At 64.1% G+C, this 2961-nt stretch carries 3 protein-coding genes; 1 reads left to right on the top strand and 2 read right to left on the bottom strand.

The annotated features are described in order from the left end of the window. Nucleotides 1–382: 382 nt before the first annotated feature. Together AC6EXY_RS33085 and AC6EXY_RS33080 are read right to left on the bottom strand one after the other, a co-directional pair. Nucleotides 383–1111, bottom strand: coding sequence for a hypothetical protein (locus AC6EXY_RS33085; RefSeq protein WP_133150709.1), 729 nt, complete (start codon nt 1109–1111; stop codon nt 383–385). 1210 nt (nt 1112–2321) lie between these two features. Beyond that, nucleotides 2322–2519 (bottom strand): hypothetical protein, encoded by a 198-nt coding sequence (locus tag AC6EXY_RS33080; protein WP_101832547.1) that lies wholly within the window; start codon nt 2517–2519, stop codon nt 2322–2324. Between AC6EXY_RS33080 and AC6EXY_RS33075 the strand changes: the two genes are divergently transcribed. Next, nucleotides 2443–2868: a DUF6444 domain-containing protein gene (locus AC6EXY_RS33075; RefSeq protein ID WP_499818999.1), complete on the top strand. Its 426-nt coding sequence runs from the start codon at nt 2443–2445 to the stop codon at nt 2866–2868. The two genes, AC6EXY_RS33080 and AC6EXY_RS33075, sit on opposite strands and share 77 nt — an antisense overlap. Nucleotides 2869–2961 lie beyond the last annotated feature (93 nt).

Genomic DNA, 2961 nt, shown 5'->3' with positions numbered 1-2961 from the left:
GGACACACCCGGACCCTACGGGCCGATCAACCACGCCACACCAACACCCCAGGACTGCCAAGCCATCAAAACGTCCCAGCCGGCCGGGGAACGAAAAACAAACGATCTACGAGACCTGACCAGTTACTAAAAAATAAGGCGGCGTAAAGCCGCCCTTTTTTCAGCAATTTTCCGTCGTGCATAGCTCTTAGTTAGAGCCTGTCCTGAATCTTGATCAATCTTCCGTCTTGGCGCACCAGCGTCCGGTAAGTGCAGGAGATCATTACGGGCTGCGGAATCTAACCCTGCGGTCGGTGGAGCGGCTGGCCGCCGCCATCGAGGTCGATCCGTTGGAGCTGCTGGCCGACGGGTAGGCGTTGGCGGAGCCTCCCTGCGGATGGCTTCACCCCCGCTGAATACACCGCCACGACCACGGGTCCCGATCGCTCAGGGCCCGGCTTTCGGAGCCGGGCCACTGCCGGGCGCACTGATCGGAGATCGCGACACCATTCTTGCCCGGCTCCGGTGCCGTCCCCGGTGCCAGGCATTCCCAACTGGAAGAGCTATCGGGATTAGTAATGGTCGCGATTCGGCCTTTCCCATAGTCCCGGTCACAGGCGGCCTGTATATCCGGCTTCCCCCGTACCGCACCGGGCGCGACGCTCGCCGGTGCTGCCGTGCTTGCCTTGCCGGTTACAAAGCCCAGCGGAAACGTGATGATCCCGGCACAAACGAGGCCCAGGGTAAACGGCCGCCAACGTCGAGGTTGCTGATGCGGCAGACGCGGCTCCGCTGAGGAGACCAACTCTCGTGCTGTGATCGCTGGGCTGTTTTGCGTTTGTTCCTCGGGCAGGGTGCTTTCAGGCTGTCTACGTATTGCCTCTATGGCAGCCTGGGCCGCTTGCCGCCGCCCTTCCCACTCGTCAACCAGGTCCCTCTGTCCCAGCGCGATGAGAAAACCGCGCAGGTGCTCGGCGGACGGAATACCCGTGGGCCGCTGGAACATCCGGCCAAACGTGCTTTTGGAGCCTTCGACGTCCTTCATATGCCGGACCACATTGCCCATGGCGGCGTAGGACGGATTCCCGTACTGCTGCCGCAATGCCGCCAGGTCCGCAGCGAAGTCCTCCACGATCTTCTGAGCCGCCCGATCAGCGTCCCCAGCCATAGCGCCCCCGCCCCCGATCATGCTTGTGCTGGCGTGGATTGTAGCGAGACCGCCACCGGACCATCACTCCGGGTACTGCAACCGGCCATCCCAAGCCGTCCCAGCGTCCCAGCCCCCGTGGGACGGACCTGGGACGAGCCGTGCCTTCCGCGCCGGCGCTTGCAACCTCTAGCGTCCGCAGGACGGTGATCTACCCCGCACAGCACCGGGAAATGAGGGACGGTTGAATCCCGCACAACACACAGGACGAGAACGAAGACCCACCGCGCACCCGAGAAAGGCGCTTGCAATGTCTCGTAAGATTCTCAGTCTACTAAGCACGGCGATAGTCACCGGAGTGCTAATTCTCGGCATGACCGGTTCCGCTTCAGCGGCCTCCGGGAACCCCATTGGGGTAGTCGATTCCTACTATGTCGTGTCTGGCGGCGTTGGTGTGACCGGGTGGGCATTGCAGGGAGATGCTCCGACGATTCCGAACGATGTCCATATCTACGCCGATGGCACGCTCATCGGTGCGACGAATGCGGGTGTCAACCGTCCCGATATCGCCAACGCTTTCCCTGGGTACGGACCGAACCATGGCTTTCGCGCAGAGGTTCCATATGGGGGAACTGGAAATCATACCATTTGCGTGTACGCGATCAACCACAAGCCCGGAGCGGCGAACCCGCAAATAGGCTGCAAGGTCGTCAACTTTCCCGCGCCGCCTCGTGATTACACTTTGAAATGCGCTTGGCCGCGGTGCACCATGTACCTGAGTCGCACCGCGAGCTACAACTTTGCCTACGGGGCCTACACCCCATCGGCGCCTGGAGCCATCGGTGTTGCCCTCTATACCCTTGTTCGGCAGCCGCTCGGCATCTTCGCCAGGTCGTACTACAGTCGAGGGCTGTGTATTGCCTTCCAAGTCAGTGCCGTTCCGTGGGACACGCAGTCCATGTTTTCCTACCGCTGCTAGCTACTAGCCGTTCTCGGGTTCGCGCTTGGCGGTGCAGCGCTCCGATTCCGCCAAGCGCGAGACCCGGTAACGCGGGCTACTAGCGCGGTTACTGGTCAGGTATCTCATTCGTTTAGCGTTGTCGCAGGTCGGGTCGTGTGGGCGGCATCCTCTGTGGCGGGCGGGGTGTTCGCGGTGAGTGATCGCCCTGTAGGTTGATCGCGTGTCATCCGCCGATCAGCCTGCGCCGTCGTATGACGAGCTCGTGGCGTTGATCGGCATGCTGCGCCAGGAAGTGGCCGAGGCACGCCGGCAGGCGGCGGACGCGGTGGAGGCCCTCGCGCAGGCGACGGCGGAGATCTCGGAGCTGAAGGCGCGGCTCGGGAAGAACTCGAGGAATTCTTCGAAGCCTCCGAGCAGCGAGGGGCTGGCCAAGCCGGCGCCGAAGTCGCCGGGAGAACAGCGGCCGGTCGCCGGGTGGCCAGCCCGGTCATCCTGGCTCGACGCTCGCGCTGGTCGCGGATCCGGATCGGACGGTGCTGCACGAGCCGGAGTGCTGCCGGCGGTGCGGGGACGCGTTGCTGCTCGCGCCGGTGACCGGTCTCGAGCGCCGCCAGGTCGTCGACGTGGTGCTCCCGGCGGGCCGGGCGGTCACCGAGCACCGCCTACTCGAGCGGGAGTGCGCCGGCTGCGGTGCCCGGACGAGGGCGGCGGCGCCGCACGGGGTGGACGCGCCGGTCCAGTACGGCGGGTCACGTCCACGGGGGTGGTGTACGGAGAGTGACTCCGCGTGATCTGGGTTCAGGTTATGCGGTGAGGGCTTCGGGTGTCACGCTGATCTCGGGTGTGTCGGGTGGCGTGTTTCCCGCGTCGACTT

It is taken from the genome of Frankia sp. RB5, assembly GCF_059816245.1.
This window is presented reverse-complemented; position numbering and strand designations above follow the sequence as displayed.